The sequence below is a fragment of the Halobacillus kuroshimensis DSM 18393 genome (assembly GCF_000425705.1).
In the GTDB taxonomy this organism is placed as follows: domain Bacteria; phylum Bacillota; class Bacilli; order Bacillales; family Halobacillaceae; genus Halobacillus; species Halobacillus kuroshimensis.
Genome location: NZ_AUDY01000008.1, coordinates 1,076,052 through 1,095,775 on the forward strand (window position 1 = coordinate 1,076,052; position 19,724 = coordinate 1,095,775).

Sequence of the window (19,724 nt, forward strand, 5' to 3'; positions counted from 1 at the left end):
GCAATACTGTCATCTTTTTTCGGGACCCCCATATAGTAAAGGGGTATCTTTTTTAAACTAAAAGTTGCACTCGGCAAATTTAAATGCCCTAATATAAATTTCATGAAGACATGCACGAACTATGTATAAAGAAAATGATTAAAGGAGGATCATCATGCACCACCCTGCTATTTCCATCAAAGACCTTCACGTTTCCTATTACGGAAATGAAGCTGTCAAAGGTATCAGTCTGTCAGTGCAGCCAGGGAACCTTATAGGAATTATCGGGCCTAACGGCGCAGGTAAATCTACGTTTCTAAAAGCTGTACTGAATTTGATTCCTAAAGATAAAGGAACCATTCATTTATTCGGGAGTTCCATTCAGGAAGCACGACGGAAAATCGCCTATGTCCCTCAAAGAAATGATATCGACTGGGATTTTCCAATCACTGTCCTGGATGCTGTCCTGCTCGGCACCTACCCCAACTTGAAATTGTTCCGTAGACCGGGAAAAAAAGAAAAAATCTGGGCACTGGAGTGTTTGGACAGAGTCGGTATGAAAGATTTCAGCAAAAGACAGATCGGTGAACTTTCCGGGGGGCAGCAGCAGCGTGTATTCCTCGCCCGTGCTCTGGCCCAGAAAGCGGATATGTTCTTTCTTGACGAGCCTTTTGTAGGAGTCGACGTGTCCAGTGAGGAAACGATTGTCAAAATCCTAAAGGAATTATGCTGGCACGGAAAAACCGTCGTGGTCGTCCATCACGATTTAAGTAAAGCAGAAGAATATTTTGACCAGCTCATTTTACTAAATAAGGAATTGGTTGATTTCGGTCCTGTCAGTGAAGTTTTCCGTACAGAAACCATTGCCAAAGCGTATCAAGGGCAATTTGCCTTCATGAAAGAGATTGGAGTGTAACTATGGAATTTATCGAGGCCGTCTTTCAATATGAATTTTTACAAAAAGCCCTGCTTACATCGATTATGGTCGGCATCATCTGCGGAGTCATCGGCTGCTTCATTATCTTAAGAGGAATGGCACTTATGGGAGACGCCATCTCACATGCCGTCCTACCTGGTGTTGCCATTTCTTATATGCTGGGAATCAACTTCTTTTTCGGTGCCGTTTTCAGCGGTGTACTAACCGCCATTGCCATTGGATTCGTCAGTCAAAACAGCCGGATCAAACATGACACATCCATTGGAATTATGTTCACCGCTGCATTTGCTGCCGGGATCATCATTATTACACTGCTGAAAAGCAGTACAGATCTGTATCACATTCTGTTCGGGAATGTCCTGGCCGTCCGTTCCTCAGATATGTGGATCACCATGGGCATAGGTTTAGTTGTCTTGGCAGCTGTTTACTTATTCTATAAAGAACTGCTCGTTACATCTTTTGACGAAACAATGGGAGCCGCCTATGGGCTGCCTGTACGTATGATTCATTATTTTCTTATGACTCTGTTAACGATGGTGACCGTGGCTTCTCTGCAGACCGTGGGCATTGTCCTCGTCGTAGCCATGCTGATTACACCGGCAGCCGCCGCTTACCTATTAACAGACCGGCTGTCCATCATGATTTTTCTTGCTGCCGGTATCGGCGTCATATCAAGCATTACAGGGTTGTACTTCAGTTTCACCTACAACCTGGCTTCAGGAGCTGCCATTGTTTTAGCAGCAACCGCCCTTTTTATTCTCGTATTCCTTTTTTCACCAAAGCACGGGCTTCTATGGAAAATGCTGAAGGTAAGGAAAAAGCGGGCATCCCTTGTTTAATGAATGAATAAGGTAAATGGGAGTCATCACTCCCCTAGTCATCATTTATGCCGGGAAGACAAGTACCTCTTCCCTTCTAACACTTGTTATCTAAAGCACCATTGAATAAAACAACGTTTTACGAATAGTCAGGAGGAATTATGTTTATGTTGAAAAAGAATTGGATCCTTAGTGTACTCGTGTTTTCCACTCTGCTCTTTCTGGCAGCCTGTGGAGACAACGAAGCAAGCGGAACGAAAGATGAAGATGAAAAAGTACAGGTCGTTACGACGTATTCCATTATTTATGACATCGTTAAGAATGTCGGTGGTGACAAAGTGGATATTCACAGTCTCGCTCCCATCGGCTCCAACCCCCATGAATACGATCCACTACCGGAAGATGTCAAGAAAACAACAGATGCTGATGCCGTATTCTACAATGGTTTGAATTTGGAAGCCGGAAATTCATGGTTCAATAAACTGATGGAAACCACCGGAAAAGCCGGCGACGATGCTCCTGTCTTTTTAATGAGTGAAAATGTTGAAGCCATGTACTTAACGACAGAAGGCAAGGAGGGTGAAGAAGATCCTCACGCCTGGCTGGATATTCAAAACGGTATCCAGTATGCTGAAAACGCACGGGACGGCCTGATTAAGGTGGATCCTGAAAACAAGGAAGTCTATGAAAGAAATGCAGAAGAATATATCGCAGAACTGCAAGATCTGCATGATGAAGCAGTGGCCCAGTTCGAGGAAATCCCCGAAGAGGAACGTGTGCTCGTTACAAGTGAAGGAGCATTCAAATATTTCAGTGAGGCTTACAACTTCCAAGCCGAATACATTTGGGAAATCAACCAGGAAAACCAGGGAACTCCTGATCAAATTACTAGAATTGTAGATTTGATCAACGAAAGACAAATCACTGGATTGTTCCTCGAAACCAGTATTGATGCCCGGAGTATGGAAGCTGTATCATCAGAAACCGATGTTCCGATCAGAGGTAAAGTCTTTACCGATTCCCTTGCTGAACCTGGAGAGGATGGAGACAGTTACATCTCCATGATGGAATGGAATATCAAAACCATAAAAGAAGGATTGACTCAATAAATGGTAAAAACGCCTCCCGGCTGATCGGGAGGCGTTTTTTGTATAACGGACAGCAGCCGAAGCCACTCTCCTGTACATGTACATCCATTTACGTGTCTTACAGCCCGTTTTCAAGTGATCGAAGGGACATTCGGCTGCCCTACGACTCTAAAATATAAAAAGGGAGACTTTCTGTACTTCAGAAAATCTCCCTTTCTTCAAGACAAGCATTTGGTGAGTCCTCGTTCTAGTTACCGGGAGACCTCCATACTTTTCCGAATGGTAATTGATGTCCCTCAATAGGAAACAGGTTATCAAGACTTCTTCAATAATAGATAAATAAAATAAGGGGCTCCGATCAGCGCGGTCATAATTCCGGCAGCAATCCCGTCAGGTTCTGCGATGTTTCTCCCGACCGTGTCAGCAAACAACAGGAGCCATCCTCCTATCAGGATACTCAAAGGCAGGTACAGCTGACTTCTCGGACCGATCAGTACTTTGGCCAGGTGGGGAGCCATCAAACCGACAAACGCAATCCCTCCGGTAACGGATACAGCCGAAGCAGCAAGAGCTACAGCGGTCATCAACATAATAAAACGCTCTTTCTTAAGCGGAAGACCAACACCGATGGAAACCGGTTCACTTGTGTTTAGTATGTTCATAACGTTGCTTTTCCAAAGCGCAAATGGAATCAAAACGATGATCCATGGCAGCAGCGCAAGGATGAAAGGCCAGTCTGTGCCCCAGATACTTCCTGCCAGCCATTTGGATATAAAGTCCACTTTCTCCCTTGGTGCTGATGATATGAGAATAATCATTAAACCGGAAAGAGCCATGGAAAATCCGACACCGACCAGCACTAATCGTACAGGCTCAAAACCGGTCCGTTTATTATAGGAAAACAAATAAATTCCCAAGGCCGTAATCATTGCTCCCCCGAATGCGATCAGTGGAAGAATATAAACGAAAGAGCCTGCATCAATGGGGGCAAACAAAAAGAAGAGCGCAACAGCAGCCCCTGCCCCGGCGTTGATTCCAATAATTCCCGGATCCGCGAGATCATTGCGGCTGATCCCTTGAAGAATAGCGCCGGATAAAGCAAGGGCCATCCCCGCCAGTACCGTTATGATCATCCGGGGAAGACGAATCGAAAATAAAACAAATTCCTCTTTGAATTCGCCGTTCCCGAGGATCGTTGGAAGAATCCGATCGTAGGAAACGGAGGAATATCCAAGGCCAAGTCCCACTACAGCGGTTGCTACAATTAAGAGAGAAAGCAGGATCAGATATAGACGTTGTTTTTTCAAGACGGAAGGATGAATCATGAGAATGCACTCCCCTTTTTTTGTATAACAAAGAGGAAGAACGGTAGACCGAGTACAGCAACAATCGCTGCAACAGGTGTCTCATAAGGGGCGTTAATGATCCGGGCCAATGTGTCCGCGAGGAGAAGGAAAGCCCCACCGAACAAAGCGGACATCGGAAGCACCATTCTGTAATCATTACCCACGATCGGTCTGACCATATGGGGCACCATCAAGCCGACAAAGGCAAGGTTTCCGACAAGCGCCACCGCTGCTCCGGCCAGCAGGGTAATGACGATGAATAATATAATTTTTACAGTCAGGATGTTCTGCCCGAGTCCGACGGCCACTTCTTCGTTCAAACTGATAATCGTCAGCTGACGTGCCAGCAGAACAGCAACAATGATCCCGATGAATACAATGGGAGCAATCAGCTGTATCTGACTCCAGGACGTTCCGATCAATCCGCCGGCCGTCCACATGGATACATCTTTGGACACTTTGAAATAAAGGGCTACACCTTCGGCCACAGCGAACAAAAACGCAGAGATGGCAGCTCCGGCAAGTACAATCCTGAACGGAGAAAAACCGCCTCGTTTAGCTGAACCGATTCCAAACACAAGAACCACTCCGACTGCCGCTCCAATGAAACAGGCCAGCATAATTCCCATGTAATTCGTAGAAGGGAAAAAAGCAAGTGTAACCGCAAGAGCAGCATTTGCCCCTGCGGTTAAACCAAGCAGACCCGGATCAGCAAGAGGGTTTCGGGTCAACCCCTGCATAATCGCTCCTGACACCGCCAGCGCTGCCCCTACCAGGGCTGCAGCAATCTCCCGCGGCAGACGAATTTCCCTTAACATCGTCGTAGTCGAGTCCAGCGAACTGGTCGTCATGGAAGCCCACGCCTGCTTAAAGGTGGTGTCCGCCGCCCCAAATGTCATGGCGACAAAGAAAGAAAGGATGAGGACGGCGATTCCAATTATGAATTTATATAGTTGCTTTAATGAAAAAGTCTGCATAAAGTCTCATCTTTTCTACCAAAGGTTTATTCGTTCAAAAACTTCTCTTGAAAGAAGCTGAGCTGGTGTTCCAGTGAAATGGGATCATTGAAGTAGAAAGCCTCGGCATCTGCTTCAAACACTTGATCGTTCTCTACAGCAGGAATGTTCTTGTACGTTTCGGTTTCCTGGAAGGAACTGTCTGCACCATCGGACTTACTGAAAATCATGTAATCCCCGGCATAGTCTGAGAGCACTTCCGGAGAAATCGCATAGAAACCATCTTCCAGTGCCATTTCCTTCACTTTTTCAGGCATCTTCAGTTCCATCTCTTGATAGAGAATTTCTGTTCCGCGTGCCCAGTTATCTCCGAAGACATAAAGCTGCTTATCAAACTCTTCGAATACAGTGACCGTCGCATCTTCACCGATTTCATTTTTGATTTCTGTGCCTGCTTCACCGGCTTTTTCCTTAAATTCATCCACCCACTGCTGGGCTTCCTCTTCTTTGTTCAGAAGTTTCCCGATTTCCACATGCTGTTCCAAATAATCGAGCTTCCCATATGTGTAGGTGACAGTCGGAGCAATTTCATTCAGCTTGTCCGTGTTTTTCGTGTTCGCCAGCCCGATAATCAAATCCGGGTCAAGCTCGATGATTTTCTCAAGGCTTTCATCGGAAAGCTCTTCTGCATCCGCAAGATCCTCTTCAAACAACGGGTTTCCTTTAGACCATGCGTCCACCCCTACAATATTCGTATCCAGCGAAAGGACATTTCCTGCGAAGGACGAAAGGACAACAACGCGCTCCGGATCAGCAGGAACTTCAATTTCACCGTTTTCTGACTCATACACTCTTGTTTCTGAATCAGAGCTCGTCTCTTCGGTTTGTGTATCGTCATCGCTTTCATTCCCTGTATTTTCGTTTTCTGTTTCTCCACCACCGCAGGCGCTAAGAATGAGCAGCAGTGACAAGAGACCGATCAGCCAGATTTTCTTCATGATTTCTATCTCCCTTTAATAAGTTGTATGTCAAACAAATAGGTTTTCCTGTTCGAGGGTCCGCAACGATTTCAGCATCAATATGAAAGACGCTTCTTAACACGCTTTTATGAATGACTTCCTGTCCGGATCCAGCTTTTATGATTCGCCCGTGCTTCAATGCAATCAGGTGATCAGCAAACCTGGCAGCCTGGTTGACATCATGAAGCACCATGACAATCGTACGCCCTTCCTCTTTATTCAGCCGTTCCAGCAGTTCTAGAACTTCCAGCTGGTGTGCCATATCAAGATAGGTCGTCGGTTCATCAAGCAGGATTAAATCTGTTTCCTGAGCCAGAGCCATCGCAATCCATACCCGCTGCCGCTGTCCACCCGACAAGGCATCCACGGGCCGGTATTTAAATTCCATCATTCCTGTCATTTCGATCGACCAGTCAATGACCTCCCGATCTTTTTTCGATAGACGGCCGAATCCTTTTTGATAAGGAAAGCGTCCGTACGATACAAGCTCACCGACTGTCAATCCTGGAGCACCTTCCGGAGATTGAGGAAGAATCGCCATCTTTTTCGCCAGTTCCTTCGTCGGGTGATTATGGATACTCTCACCGTCCAGATAAATGCTGCCTTCCTGTTTAGGAATGATACGTGCAATCGATTTCAGCAGTGTGGATTTTCCACAGCCATTGGCCCCAATAATCGTCGTTATTTTCCCTTCCGGAATTTCCAGTGTCATATCCTCTACAATGAGTTTATCCTCGTAGCCCACATGGAGACCATCCGTATGTAGACGTGTCATAATAAGGACCCCTTTCGAACATTTAAACCATTTAACAGTGATAATGATTCTCACTCTCGTACATTATACTACGTGCTGCTGAGAAATTTGTCAACGCTTCATTCCCTCTCAAATGTGCGAAAATACCCATTCCATGAAAAAATACGATCCTATTTTGTATTTTCCATAAAAAAAGAAGCAGAGCTGTGGCTCTGCTTCTTTGGCTGTAGAAAAAGTCTGTGTTAACCAGTTAGAGTTGTCCATTTGGCGTATGAAGGGTCACAATCCAATTTTTGGTGGATGAATGGCGGACACGCCTAAAGCTGACTTGGTCAGGAAGATCGCGCCTGCCCAAGTGGATCTCCGGCCCGTGCTGTTCCCGCAGGCATCACAACCGAACGCTCCTCGCTCCGACGTTAGATTATAGAGGAGAGAGATTGTGCACTAAGCAGATTCAAAAGAACGGCACGGGCTGCGCTATGGCCGCTCACGTGGAAAAGAAAAAGGGAAAGAACAAGCGCTGATGACGGCTGTCTACCGGAATATGAAAAAGACTCTCCTCCATCCAGCAAGGATGAGCGGGGTGAAGGAGAGTCTTTTTCGATTTTATAGAACGCCCAAGGAGCGGTGCCCCTTCCACTCCTGCGGAAGAACGAGTGGTCCGAGATCGCCGAGCGTGGGTTTTGCGAGGAAGCTCGGACGCTCGTCCGCGGAAAGGGAAGGGGCTTTCGCTCCTGGCGGTAAGAAAGAAAAAAGCTTGTAAAGAAACAGGGGTTTCTCTACAAGCTGAGAAGCAGAGCTGTGGCTCTGCTTCTTTTGGTCCTCTTCTTAATTGACTCCTACATTATTCCAAGCCTGTGTAACAGCGCTGGCTGTTGAAGATCCATACAGATCCTGGGCTGACTGCTCAAGCGCCTGCTTGGCACTGGAGAAGTTGCTGTTTGGTGTCAGGTAAACGGTAAGGGCACGATAATATATTTTTTCTGCTTTCGATTTCCCAATGCTGTTAATGGTATAGTATGCAGCTTTGTTCGGAATTCCGCTGTTAATGTGGACGCCGCCCCAGTCTCCAGCTTCTGTATTTGGAAGGTTCCGGTATTCATTCATATGATCCGGCTGATCGTAGGCATTCGGATTGGACATGGAACGGAGCGCATCTCCGGAACGCCCTGGTGTATACACATCCTCACCCATCAGCCAGTCCTCCGAATCCACGAAATATCCAAATACATCTGAAAATGATTCGTTTAACGCTCCCGGCTGATTTTCATACACAAGGTCAGCGGTTGTATCTGTCACAGCATGAGTCAATTCATGAGCGACGATATCGTCAGCACCGGAAAGATATGTGAACGTACTGCCATCCCCATCCCCATAAATCATCTGGTTCCCTGTCCAGGCTGCGTTATTGTAATTCGAACCATAATGGACGGTGGAACGGATATTGGATCCCTGGTCGTCATAACTTTCACGACCGAATGTATCATAGAAATAATCAAAAACTTCTCCAGCATAGTAATGAGCATCTACAGCCGCTTTCTGTCTTTCGCTTGTGAATGTGTTACCAGAATCGGTAACATAGCTTCCTGGTAGATTACTAAATTGCCCACCATAGTTATCAAATGTTTCAATAACGCCGCTCATTGGCTTTGTCGTATCATATAAGTAGTACGTGTTGTTATACGCGTAGGTGTTAAGTGATTTCGTATCTCCCAATACACCTGTTCCCGTACCTGTAGCTTCGTGGACAGCGTTGGCAGCTTTCAACACTTCTCCTGACTCCGCATTAATATAAACCTTCCAATTGGCAGGATAAGGCTGAGCAAACTGAAGCTCCACTTGGTAAGCCAGCGTGTAACCCTGTTCACCATTGAACACAACAAGGTCCGTGTTTTCCGTTAACGTTTCAAAATCTTCACCTACATCACTTTTCTGGACTTTATCCGCTTCACTGCGATCCACGTCAATGTGCTTCCAAGCAATCATCAACGATTTTGTCTTGCTTACTCTTCGTTTTTCTTCAAGCTTGTCAGGTGCATCCATATGAAATTCACCATTCACAGCTGTAACAGTCCCGTTCTTATCGGTATGTACCACGACTTCTGAATCAGCGACAGGAATTCCCTCAATCACCCGTTGGTATGTGTAATGCTTCATTCCAAGTTCATCGGTTTCTGCATCCACCAGTTTCAAATCTTTGGATGGGTTCAGCTGAAAGTCTTTCGCGTTCTGCTTAAAGAATTCCTGGATCCCTTTTTCTGATTTGACATTTTTCGTCTGCCATTCTTTCTGCATAAACTCCGATGCGTTCGGTACCTCTTTTACATCTTTGCCTGTTTCAGCATGAGCGAGTGTCCCGCCAGACACAAGACTCGTACCCAGCACAAAGGTAGCCATTACTGATTTCCAATTCATCGAATCCCTCCTATTTATCTAGCACATTTACAATATATCATAATTTTCAGTTAATGAAATTGTGAAAGTAAGAGGGTTTAAAACCGTTTAAGATTGTCTTTTTTCATCGAACTTGGGAATATTTCTGCGGTTCAACTAACGAATATCTCATCAACCATAAAAAATCCCGGATTTCTCATCCGGGATTTCCTTCGATTTATGCGTTTTTGCGAAGCAGTCTCATACTATTGAGAATGACGATCAGAGCAGCACCTGTATCACTTAACACAGCCATCCACAAAGTTAAGAAACCTGGAAAAATCAAAACGAGCGCCGCTAGTTTTGTAAGCAGGGAGAACCAAACGTTCTGTTTGATAATGGTCAAGGCTTTCCGGCTCAATCGTATCGTATGAGGCAGCATTTCCAGATTATCCGCCATCAGAACAACGTCAGCTGTTTCCATAGCTGTATCCGTGCCTGCACCGCCCATCGCAATACCGAGATCTGAGGAAGCAAGAGCAGGAGCATCGTTAATCCCATCCCCTACCATAGCCACTTGTTTCCCTTCCTCCTGCAGTTTCTCGATCGCTTTAGTTTTATCTTCCGGCATCAAATCAGCAAAATAACGGTCCACACCTGCTTCTGCTGCTATCCGCCTGGCGGTCCCCTCGTTATCTCCCGTAAGCATAACCAGTTCTTTTAATCCGGATTTTTTCAAGGATTGGATCGATCGGATCGTGATTTCCCTGATAGAGTCAGCGACAGAGATGATTCCTTGGATTTCTTTTTCCGTACCTATAAGAACGAGGGTTTTCCCTTCTGACTCAAGCTGATCCAATTGATTTTCCAATTGACCCAGATCGACTCCCATTTCTCTGAACAATTTCGGATTCCCTGCGTAATAGACAGTCCCGGCAATCCGGGCCTGGGCCCCTTTGCCAGGCAGTGTACGGAAATCACTCCCGTGGGCTGTTGATATATGCCGTTCTGATGCATAGGAAGATACGGCTGCCGCTATCGGATGAGTAGAATATTCTTCGATCGTCCCAGCAATCCTGATCAGATTCTCCTTTTCCCCATTAAGAGCAATAACATCCGCTACTTTCGGTTTACCTTCTGTCAGGGTACCGGTTTTATCAAAGGCAATAGCTTGGATGGCACCCGCTTTTTCTAGGAATGTTCCACCTTTGATCAGTACACCCTGCCGGGCTGCATTACCAATAGCCGATACGATCGCAACCGGTGTGGAGATCACCAGGGCACACGGACAGGCAACAACAAGCAGGGAAATCCCTTTATAAAGCCATTCACCCCATGATCCTCCTATAAACAACGGAGGGATCACCATCACTAAAAGAGCCAGCATAAACACAATTGGTGTATAAACAGCTGCGAATCGGTCTACAAACGCCTGGGTAGGAGCTTTCTTTTCCTGTGCTTCTTCAACCAGATGTATGATTTTTGCGATGGCTGTATCTTCGGATCGTTTCGTTACACGAACTTCCAAAGAACCACTCTCATTAATCGTCCCGGCATAAACTGAATCTCCTTCCTGCTTATCAACAGGAAGAGATTCACCTGTAATGGGTGCCTGGTTCAAGCTGGAAGCTCCTTGGATGATCTCTCCATCCAAAGGGACGCGATCCCCCGGCTTGACAACGATGACCTCCCCGATCGATACCTCTTCAACAGCTTTGCTGACCCACTGACGGCCTTCTTTCACCAACGCTTCAGCTGGAGCTATGTTCATTAAGCTGCGAATCGAATCTCTCGTTTTTTCCAACGATCGATTTTGAAGGGAATTCCCTAATGCAAACAACCAGACGACCATAGCTCCTTCGAACCATTCCCCAATCAGGGCTGCTCCAAGAGCCGCGGAAGCCATCAGCACGTTCATATCAAGCGAGCCGCTTCTCACAGCATAGAAGGCACTTCTTAACGGTTTCCACCCTCCCACTGCAATGGCCAGCGCATAGAAAGCCGTCACCCATTCAGCAGACAGCGACGTGAAGGTCCCGATAAAGCCCAGGGCAAGAAGAGCCCCCGATATTGCAGCAGAAGGGAAAGATCTTCGAGCAGTTCTTTGTCTCTCCTTAGAGGAATCCCCTTTTTCAAGATAAGCTTCAAAACCCGATTTTTGGACTTCCCTCATGATTTCTTCAGGTTTTATCGTGTGAAGGACATGAAGCTTACCTGTGGAAAAATTCACGCGTACATCCTGAACATTGGGGTGATTTGACAGGTGCTTTTCAATGGTTGCGGCACACGAACCACAGTCCATCCCTTCAACTTTATACGTTTCCATCTCCCTGCCGGTTTGAAGAGGCTCGGCTTCAAATCCCAGCTTTTTCATCTGGTGAGGAATTTGATCATAAACAGCCTGGTTTTCCCCGCCCACAGCCATTTTAGCCGTACCATAATGGACGGAAACAGATTGAACACCCTCTTTTTTTCGGAGACTTTTTTCAATCGTTGCGGCACACGACGGACAATCCATACCTTTAACCTGGTATTCCACAAGCTGTGTCGGAGGTGCCGATGGACTGGAATCCTCATCTTCCTCTTCTTCACTGGTTTCACAGCATACGTTTTCCCGCTCCTCTTTTCGTTGATTGGAAGGGCAGGAATTTTCCTCAACTCTCCTGCTGGGATTCTCTTTCGAGCAGCAGGAAGATCCGGACTGGATCACTCCGGGGTTTCGCTCGTTACTTCCGGAACAACAGCTATTTTGTATATCTTTTTCGTTCGTACTCATTAACCCCATCTCCATTCTGTAACATCACTCATGTTCGTTATGCAGCAAGGCGATCGATACTAATTGCCGGACATGTTCATCAGCCAGGGAATAAAAGACGAGCTTCCCCTTCTTCCTATGCTTAGCAAGATTCATATTACGCAGGAGCCGCAAATGATGAGAGGCCGTAGCGGTTGTCGATCCAATAATATTCGCCACATCACAAACGCACAGCTCATCTTCCAGGGTCAGAGCGTAGGCGATTTTCATGCGTGTCGGATCGGACAGAGCTTTAAAAATCTGCTCCACCCCGGACACCCGCTCCACCTGAGGCCGCACGCGCTGAACAAGCGCCTCATCGTAACAGAAGATATCGCACGTATCTTTGGCTTGCTTTTTCATTACCTCTTCAGGCATTCTGTCCACCTCATTCAAATACATGTTTGATTATATACTCATCATATGCTTTACGCTTTCACGCGTCAACATTCAAACGAAGATTAGAATGAAAAAACTGCCTCTCTAGAGACAGTTTTTCCCTGGTTTCATCGCAAAACCGATCTTATGTATCAAGCTGCTTCCGGAATACCGCACTCACTTTGTCGTACTGCATATGTTTCTCGTAAAACTTATGAGCTCTTTGTCTTGTGAGTCCTGAAGATAAAGCGATGCTTGTAAATCCGTTCCGCTCGGCCCATCCTTCAATGAACTGCAGAAGGATGCTTCCCCATCCAGAAGAGCGTGCTCCGGCAGTCGTGACTAAATCACATACCCATACGAACCGGCCGTAGTACAGCGTCGTCATCGGCTTGAAACCTGCAGCAGCCACAAGCACTCCATCGTTCCATAATCCATAAAGGTGATAACGATCCACAGAGACGGCCTCTTGAACAAGTTCTACATAACTCTGCTCACTTAAATGGGGACGCAGCTCCTGCATGACTGGAAAAACAGAACGGATATCAGAGTCCGTTTTCATTTCTATGATTTTGTACCCTTTCACCTTTCCCCTCCTCCTGCATTTCAAGACCCTGCTGCAACCATGAACCAGACCATGCTTCCTACGACAATCACCAATAAGATGACCATCATCCATATGATCGACTTCATACGATTCACTCTCCTTTTGTTCATTGTAACAAAGAAAAAAGTAAAAAAATAAACCTTCATCCGGTACGATCATGCCAGATAAAGGTTTTCCTTTTACTTTTTCTTCTTCATCATTTTCTCCATAGAAGCCATGTCTTTCGGTACTTTGCCATCAAGAATAGCCTTGACGATCATATCTTCTTTCTCCCTGGATACCGGACGATTGGCAAGGGAAGATACTTTCTTAATTACGTTACGAATGGTTTTTTCATCTTTAAAGTTTGCCCCCTGCAGGGATTGTGCCAGCTTAAAGACTTCATCCATTTTGACGCCTGTCTTTTTTTCAAATTTATCAAACAACGAGAACCCTCCTCCTCCATTCATAAGATTCATACATATCCTATGTGCAGAAAAGAAAGGCCGTATATGCATCTGTCCCTGTTTCCTTGATTCCTTCCATGGAGCAGCCACGGAGCGTTTTTTTAACTACTTGTCAGTAAAAAGGGAACCATGATAGATTTCTGCTGCACTCTTTTGCAGCAGGGAAAGCATCGTTTCTTCCGGGTGGGACCTATGGTAGGACTCCACCATCCGGTAGCCCAGCTGGTATCCGGCCCACTTCGGAAGTCCCTGCCTTTGACTGCCATACAAATAATCCATATGCTTCTCCTGACCTCTCAAATAGATGGAAGGAAGGTATTTCTTTTTCCAGATCTGCTTCAAATGCCTGTCGGAATACCTTTGTGTCCACGGTGCGGTGTATCCTTCCCCATAGAGCTGCAGGACTGCGTATTCTCCTAAACCCTCAATGATAAGGGAATCCAGAAGTGTGACCTTATTTAATGAATAGGACCCTTGGTGGAGGCGGCAGACATGGTTATACTCATGAGCAAGTACAGCTTTCCAGTCGTCCTTTTCTGAAGGTGCGCCATAAAAGATATATAAGGCTTCTTTGAAAGCTGCTCCACCTCTTCCTCGTTTTCCGAAGAGACCTCCCGTTTCTTGAAAAGGATACAAATAGACGGGGACATCAGGACCGCGCCATATTTTTTTCAGACGCTTGAATTCCTTCTCCAGACGCGAATATAACTGGTGCTCCTTCCACTCTTTCACCAACATTTCTGCTCTTTGGTAGTTTTCAGGCTTGAACAATCCATAGAAATGGAGAAGCCGTTGGATCTCCTTTTCTGTAAACTCTGGAAACGGATGGTCCTCCGCCCTGCATAACATGTTTCGCTGTATTTCGTTTGCATCCGCTCTGCTTTTCGCTGCAGCCTTGCAAAACCGTTCCACTGATTCCGCCGTCGGCACCACGCCCATGCCTATCCCCCACTTCAGCTTAACTTTTGTACAAGTATATGTATCAACTTTAAACGTATGTGAATCCCTGGTGAGGTAGACAACCGCACACGCATGATTCAGACCTGGACATATGCTATCAGTGTAGAGGAACCATCCTCAATTCATGTCAGAAAGGAGTTTTCCTCAATGGGCTTTGGATATGGTGGATACCCTGGTGGTTTCGGCGGCTATGGCTGTGGTTATGGATACGGCGGATACGGATCCGGCGGCGGTTTCGTATTGATTGTTGTATTGTTCATTCTCTTGATTATCGTTGGAGCAGCTTTCGTCTGCTGATCAACCAGCGGGTGCCCATCGCAGGCACCCGCTTTCCTGTTTTCCTATCATTTTATGTTATATCCAGTATGAAAAGGGTATAGGACTAGGAATGAAATAGAAAAGGAGTGTCCAACTTTGACTACATTCAAATTAAACCAAGATGCACCTGATTTCACACTACCAACCGTGTCCGGGGAAACCTTCAGCTTCTCAGACACGTTAAAAGAAGAAGGGGAAAACTGGAACCTCATCGTCTATTTCCGCGGTTCCTGGTGCCCGGCGTGCATGAGTGAACTTGATGAATTCCAAAACAGCAGAGACTATTTCGACAAACATAACATCCGCCTCATAACTGTCACGCATGACGATAAGGAAGCTCTTGAGAAAATGGTGGAAGAGCATGATTTCACATTCCCTGTTCTTATTGATGAGAACCTGGAATTCCTTTCTTCCTACGGTGTCCATTATCATGATGAGCAGGCGCCATATGAAGATCACGGTACTCATGGAGAACCGGCCTACTTTCTGACAGATGATCAGGGGAAAGTCTTGTATCAACAGCGTCAGACAAGCCCGTTCGGCCGGCCACACCCAAATGAAATCCGTAAAATCGTTAAGTATATCCGAAGCAACCTGAAATAACAGACCTTTTCCTATACGACCGGTGAGAAAAGCACTGGTCCTGCGGCTGACGGGAATATTTCCGTCAGCCTTTTTCTATCCTTGATCTGCTGCTGTATTATGGTCCATGCACAACGGACTCTATCCGCTTTTATTCTAGAACGTACTGTATCGACAAAAAGACCGGTGCTGAACGCACCGGTCTTCCTTATTGCAGCAGGTGATAAAACAATCGTTCCCGATCTTCGATGAACTGTTTCATAATGTGGTAATGGCTCGTTTCTTCAACCCCGACTTTCCGGGATCCTTCCTCTGTAAGCTGAATAATATCAGCATGAGGATAAGCCATAAGAATCGGGGAGTGGGTGGATATGATGAACTGGGATTCATTCTCTACAAGATCATGAATTCTCGAGAGCATCGAAAGCTGCCTCAATGGAGAGAGGGCAGCTTCAGGTTCATCCAGAATATACAGCCCCTTTCCGAAGAAACGATGATTGAAGGCAGCAAAAAAAGACTCTCCATGGGACTGCTCATGCAGGGAGGTACCGCCAAAGGAATCAATAACCTTCCCCCCTCCCATTGGATCACTATCCATATCCTCAATATTTGTTGCTACATTATAGAACGTTTCTGCTCTGAAGAAAAATTGATCGTCCGGTTTTTTTATCCCTTTGACAAGGCGCAGGTACTCATCAAGGTGAGAGTGGGAATCATAGCTGGAGAAATTGAAATTCTTTGTCCCGCCTTCCGGATTAAACCCATAGGCTGCAGCCGCTCCTTCAAGCAGTGTGGATTTCCCCATTCCATTCTCACCTACGATGAACGTGACATTAGGATGGAACTGAAGTTCGTCTAATTCCCTCAGCACAGGTAAATGAAAAGGATAGGATTGAAAGGATGGAACCTTTTCTCTTAACAATTGAAGGGATCGGATATACATATCATTGCTCGATAATTTTGCCACGGGATGTCCCCCTTTCTGATATACATGAAATATTCTTTCTGCCCATACGATGGTAGAAGCACGTATGATGAGGGAGGAGCAGATTAGTGAAAAAAATCATCCTGTTTGCCGACCCTGGTATTGATGATTCCATCGCCATTATGTATGCCCTGATGCATCCCCAAATTGAAGTGCTTGCCATCGTCTCAAGCTACGGAAATGTAACGAAACAAAAAGCTGTTGATAACGCAGCTTTTCTTTTGAATAAAGCCGGCTTCTCTTCCATTCCCATGATCGGTGGAACAAACAGTCCATTGAGTGGTGAAACCCCTGAGTACTACCCGGAAATTCATGGGCCGGACGGACTCGGTCCATTGACTCCTCCACCCTTTAAAGGAAGACTCAACAACTTTTCTGATTTGTATGATATCCTCCATGCCCATACCGATGTAACGATAGTGGACATCGGGCGGAACACGGCGCTTGCGCATTTATTTCTCCTCGGGAGCGATATAGAGCCACACATTAAAGACATATTCCTCATGGGCGGGGCCTTTTTGGTTCCAGGCAATGTCACCCCATCTGCGGAAGCCAATTTTTTTGGTGATCCTGTGGCCGCCAACATCATCCTTCAACGGGCCACGACCATCTATATCATTCCCTTGAATGTGACATCAAAAGCCGTCATTACCCCTCACCATATCCAACAGATCACGGCGTATTCTTCTCATCCCCTTGTACCGATTATCAAAGAACTTATGGATTACTATACAGAAGCTTATCAAACCCTTATCCCCGGAATCAAAGGGGCTCCTCTCCATGATGTACTGACTTTATACTTGATGGTCAACCCCGGGAAGGGAAGGTATGTAAGGAGATCCGTCTCTGTTTTAGTCGAAGGAGAAGGAAAAGGAACGTCTATTGCCGATTTCCGCCCGGGGTCGCGCTCCAAGCCGGGTGACCCTGCGATCTGTCTTGAATTTGATGTGCAGGCTTTTATCGATGATTTCATCTTTACCATCAGCTCATCCCCCATTTCCACCAGGGCACACCTGAAAAGGGAGGACCGCTCATGAAGGATGCAGCAGAAAAGGCCGTTTCGGAAATCACTTCTGCCCTCCAGGCTGAACAGGACCATGATGGGCACTACTCATACTGTTTTGAAAACAGTCTTTCCACAGATGTCTCGATGATCCTTTTGCTGCACTCGTTCACGAATGATGCTTCCACCGTCCAGAGTCTGTGCACACGACTCGCTTCCCTGCAACATGCAGAAGGCTGGTGGTCCCTCTATCATGATGAAAAAGGGAATCTATCTGCAACGATCGAAGCTTCCTTCGCTCTTCTTTACGCCGGGTTCTATAAGAAGGAAAGTCAGGAAATACAAAAAGCCTTTCATTTCATCCGTGCCAAAGGAGGTCTTCGCCGCTCCCACTCCATGACAAAAATTATACTTGCCATCTATGGGGAATATGAATGGCCGCATGTCTTCCACCTGCCTGTTCATATCAGTCTTCTCCCCCCTGCATCGCCTTTGTCGTTTTATGATTTCAGCAGCTATGCAAGGGTTCATATGGCACCGATTCTGCTTATGTCTGACAAAAAATTCCGTATTTTGAAACCAGGGATTCCAGACTTTCACACATTGAACAACCGAACAGTGGAAGATGGCTCGGACCCCCGTTCTCCGCAGCTGCTTTCTCATATAAAAAGGACAATCCTCAATCTTGCCGGTGCTCCAGAGCAGTTGTACTGGACCGCTAGAAAAAGACTGGAATCCTATATGATCGATCGAATTGAATCGGATGGAACACTTTATAGTTATACGAGCTCCACCGTTTATATGATTTATGCCCTGCTGTCATGCGGGTATAAAGAATCCCATCCTGTTATTCAAAAGGCCATTTCAGGATTGAGAACCCACCTCTTTCCACTCAAGGAAGGGTACCATATGCAGAACTCCCCCTCAGCCATATGGGATACGGCCCTGGCGGCTCATGCTCTAGCCCTTCCTCCATCATCTAAAGCAGGCTGTACCAAAGCATTATCCTTCCTCCTCCAACATCAGCAATACAGATACGGAGACTGGGTGATGGGAGCCCCTTCTCTTCTACCCGGAGGATGGGGGTTTTCAAAAAGCAATTCCATCCATCCTGATATTGATGATACCACGGCAGCTTTACGAGCTCTTACCCCCTTTTTAAAAAGTCACCCTTCGCTCACGAACCACTATACCCGTGGGTTGAACTGGGTGCTGGGACTTCAAAACGAGGATGGGGGCTGGCCGGCTTTTGAAAAAGGGAAAACAAACCCGCTCCTCCGCTATGTGCCGATGGATGGAGCTGAGCACGCTGCTCTTGATCCATCCACAGCGGACCTGACAGGGAGAACACTGGAATTCTTATGTGCAGATGGAGGTCTTAAATCTGATCATCCAAGCGTAAAAAAAGCCGTCCATTGGCTGACCGATCATCAAGAAAAGGATGGTTCATGGTACGGACGCTGGGGAGTCTGTTTCATCTACGGGACATGGGCGGCACTGACCGGTATGGCCGCTGCGGGAAAAACCACCGCCCACCCTGCCGTCCTCAAGGCAGCTGAATGGTTGATGTCCATTCAGAACACGGATGGCGGCTGGGGAGAGTCATGCCGGAGTGATCAAAATGGAACGTACTCTCCGTTAGGCACCAGCACACCCTCTCAGACAGCCTGGGCTTTGGATGCTCTTCTTTCTGTTTACAAAAAAAGGACTCCTGTCATCGATCAAGGAGTCTCCAGTCTGTTAAAGCAGCTGAAAAACGATGATTGGAGCACCCGATACCCTACGGGAGCCGGCCTGCCCGGAAATTTCTATATCCACTACCACAGCTATAATGCTATCTGGCCGCTCATCGCCTTGAAAAAATACCTGCAGATGGACGAATAAATCAGCCGTGGGCTTCAAGCCCGCAGCTGATGTTCCTCTGTATGTTCACTTACCTCCGGCTTTTTCTCCAGTTTATAGACGAGGACACCACCGATCAGAAGCGCAATACCAAGCAGCTTCTGCCAGGATAGATCGGAAGCAGCAAATCCGAACCATCCTCCTGTATTAATGATGAATGCAAGAACGATCTGGGAAATCAAAGCAATTGATATAGCATAAGCCGGGCCGATCAACGTAACTCCCTGCATTAAAAAGAAAACGATCCCAACACCGAAGACCCCGCCGAATAGATAAATCGGATTTACATTTCCAAAAGTGAACAGACTTTCCCTTTCAACTGCGTAAAACACTGGCAGCGAACAGACAAGGCCAAGACCAAGCACAAGAGTTGTTGTGGCCCATGGCCCTGTTTTTTCGCTGACCCGGGCATTAAAGACATTTTGCAGACTGATTAATATGCCTGCCGCGACGGCAAGAACGATGCCTGACATCGAATT

General features: G+C 46.4%; 19 protein-coding genes. 7 read left to right on the forward strand and 12 right to left on the reverse strand.

Going from position 1 to position 19,724, the window contains the following annotated elements:
- Positions 1-154 precede the first annotated feature (154 nt).
- The 3 genes from H615_RS0107550 (at position 155) to H615_RS0107560 (ending at position 2,843) form a co-directional block, all read left to right on the forward strand.
- Positions 155-895: a metal ABC transporter ATP-binding protein gene (locus H615_RS0107550; protein ID WP_027954576.1), complete on the forward strand. Its 741-nt coding sequence runs from the start codon at positions 155-157 to the stop codon at positions 893-895.
- Between the two features lie 2 nt (positions 896-897).
- Positions 898-1,755, forward strand: coding sequence for a metal ABC transporter permease (locus H615_RS0107555; protein WP_027954577.1), 858 nt, complete (start codon positions 898-900; stop codon positions 1,753-1,755).
- Between the two features lie 146 nt (positions 1,756-1,901).
- Positions 1,902-2,843 (forward strand): metal ABC transporter solute-binding protein, Zn/Mn family, encoded by a 942-nt coding sequence (locus H615_RS0107560; RefSeq protein ID WP_035531376.1) that lies wholly within the window; start codon positions 1,902-1,904, stop codon positions 2,841-2,843.
- A 293-nt stretch (positions 2,844-3,136) separates the two neighbouring features.
- Here the strand turns inward: H615_RS0107560 and H615_RS0107565 are convergent, their stop codons facing one another.
- From H615_RS0107565 to H615_RS0107615, 10 genes are all read right to left on the reverse strand, one after another.
- On the reverse strand, positions 3,137-4,147 hold the full coding sequence (locus H615_RS0107565; RefSeq protein WP_027954579.1) for a FecCD family ABC transporter permease: 1,011 nt from the start codon (positions 4,145-4,147) through the stop codon (positions 3,137-3,139).
- A complete protein-coding gene (locus tag H615_RS0107570) occupies positions 4,144-5,145 on the reverse strand; it encodes a FecCD family ABC transporter permease (RefSeq protein WP_027954580.1) in 1,002 nt (333 codons plus the stop codon). The genes H615_RS0107565 and H615_RS0107570 overlap by 4 nt, the downstream gene beginning before the upstream one ends.
- Positions 5,146-5,171: 26 nt before the next feature.
- Positions 5,172-6,122: an iron-hydroxamate ABC transporter substrate-binding protein gene (locus H615_RS0107575; RefSeq protein ID WP_027954581.1), complete on the reverse strand. Its 951-nt coding sequence runs from the start codon at positions 6,120-6,122 to the stop codon at positions 5,172-5,174.
- The gene (locus H615_RS0107580; protein WP_027954582.1) at positions 6,073-6,918 is read right to left on the reverse strand and encodes an ABC transporter ATP-binding protein; all 846 of its coding nucleotides are present in this window, start codon (positions 6,916-6,918) and stop codon (positions 6,073-6,075) included. Before H615_RS0107580 ends, H615_RS0107575 begins: the two co-directional genes overlap by 50 nt.
- Before the next feature lie 807 nt (positions 6,919-7,725).
- Positions 7,726-9,312, reverse strand: a complete 1,587-nt coding sequence (locus H615_RS0107585; RefSeq protein WP_027954583.1) for a M4 family metallopeptidase — start codon at positions 9,310-9,312, stop codon at positions 7,726-7,728.
- Between the two features lie 196 nt (positions 9,313-9,508).
- On the reverse strand, positions 9,509-12,046 hold the full coding sequence (locus H615_RS0107590) for a heavy metal translocating P-type ATPase (RefSeq protein ID WP_027954584.1): 2,538 nt from the start codon (positions 12,044-12,046) through the stop codon (positions 9,509-9,511).
- Between the two features lie 24 nt (positions 12,047-12,070).
- Positions 12,071-12,442, reverse strand: a complete 372-nt coding sequence (locus H615_RS0107595; protein ID WP_027954585.1) for an ArsR/SmtB family transcription factor — start codon at positions 12,440-12,442, stop codon at positions 12,071-12,073.
- Between the two features lie 145 nt (positions 12,443-12,587).
- Entirely contained in the window at positions 12,588-13,028 is a 441-nt protein-coding gene (locus H615_RS0107600) for a GNAT family N-acetyltransferase (protein ID WP_027954586.1), read from the reverse strand.
- Between the two features lie 200 nt (positions 13,029-13,228).
- On the reverse strand, positions 13,229-13,474 hold the full coding sequence (locus H615_RS0107610) for a stage VI sporulation protein F (RefSeq protein ID WP_027954587.1): 246 nt from the start codon (positions 13,472-13,474) through the stop codon (positions 13,229-13,231).
- A 126-nt stretch (positions 13,475-13,600) separates the two neighbouring features.
- Entirely contained in the window at positions 13,601-14,434 is an 834-nt protein-coding gene (locus H615_RS0107615; RefSeq protein WP_027954588.1) for a DUF2268 domain-containing putative Zn-dependent protease, read from the reverse strand.
- Between the two features lie 168 nt (positions 14,435-14,602).
- Here H615_RS0107615 and H615_RS22035 point away from each other — a divergent pair, with 168 nt between their 5' ends.
- A complete protein-coding gene (locus H615_RS22035; protein WP_084163045.1) occupies positions 14,603-14,752 on the forward strand; it encodes a YjcZ family sporulation protein in 150 nt (49 codons plus the stop codon).
- Between the two features lie 117 nt (positions 14,753-14,869).
- A complete protein-coding gene (locus H615_RS0107625) occupies positions 14,870-15,376 on the forward strand; it encodes a peroxiredoxin family protein (protein WP_027954589.1) in 507 nt (168 codons plus the stop codon).
- A gap of 187 nt (positions 15,377-15,563) precedes the next feature.
- On the opposite strand, the gene H615_RS0107630 is transcribed toward H615_RS0107625, so the two are convergent.
- Entirely contained in the window at positions 15,564-16,298 is a 735-nt protein-coding gene (locus tag H615_RS0107630) for an AAA family ATPase (protein ID WP_035531610.1), read from the reverse strand.
- Between the two features lie 110 nt (positions 16,299-16,408).
- On the opposite strand from H615_RS0107630, the gene H615_RS21030 reads away from it, so the two are divergent.
- Positions 16,409-17,377 carry a nucleoside hydrolase gene (locus tag H615_RS21030; protein WP_084163047.1) on the forward strand — a complete coding sequence of 323 codons (969 nt, stop codon included), beginning with the start codon at positions 16,409-16,411 and terminating at the stop codon, positions 17,375-17,377.
- On the forward strand, positions 17,374-19,227 hold the full coding sequence (locus H615_RS0107640; protein ID WP_027954591.1) for a terpene cyclase/mutase family protein: 1,854 nt from the start codon (positions 17,374-17,376) through the stop codon (positions 19,225-19,227). Before H615_RS21030 ends, H615_RS0107640 begins: the two co-directional genes overlap by 4 nt.
- A 14-nt stretch (positions 19,228-19,241) precedes the next feature.
- Here H615_RS0107640 and H615_RS0107645 read toward each other — a convergent pair whose 3' ends face one another.
- Positions 19,242-19,718: a DMT family transporter gene (locus H615_RS0107645; RefSeq protein WP_027954592.1), complete on the reverse strand. Its 477-nt coding sequence runs from the start codon at positions 19,716-19,718 to the stop codon at positions 19,242-19,244.
- Positions 19,719-19,724: the final 6 nt, after the last annotated feature.